This is a genomic window from Bacteroides caecigallinarum (genome assembly GCF_016901995.1).
GTDB classification, from domain to species: Bacteria; Bacteroidota; Bacteroidia; order Bacteroidales; family Bacteroidaceae; genus Phocaeicola; species Phocaeicola cellulolyticus.
In genome coordinates, this window is record NZ_JACJLE010000158.1 from 1 (window position 1) to 432 (window position 432).

Genomic DNA, 432 nt, shown 5'->3' on the forward strand with positions numbered 1-432 from the left:
CTTGAACTTCGGAAGCTCAACAAACACAAAGCGCAATCCCTCTATCACCTTCTCGCTATGCTCCATGTGCACTATCCTGTAATCATGATAATACCCCTCAACTTCCGGCATATACACATCATTCACCAGATTAAGCGAATACACAGGCTGCAGCAGATTATAATCATTGCCACTGCCAAGCTGCCTTACGTATGCCTTCGAAGCATTGAACAGGACACGGCTCATGAATGCAGGCGACCATATCATCTGCATCTCAACTATGAAGATACGCCCTGCAACATCCCTGCAGCGCACATCCACTATGCTGTTCTTCTTCAATGGAGTTTCCGGGAAAAGCTCTGCCGGAAGATACTCCACGCTCACTATCTTCTCATCCTCCGTCTCGAAAGGGAGCAGGGCGTTGAGAAGACTTATCACAAGGTCGGGATGTTC

The 432-nt window shown here is 48.1% G+C and carries 1 protein-coding gene; it reads right to left on the bottom strand.

What is annotated here, in order from left to right; translation table 11 throughout:
* A partial coding sequence (locus H6A61_RS15435; RefSeq protein ID WP_204394795.1) for a PD-(D/E)XK nuclease family transposase occupies positions 1–432 on the bottom strand: 432 nt, incomplete at both ends.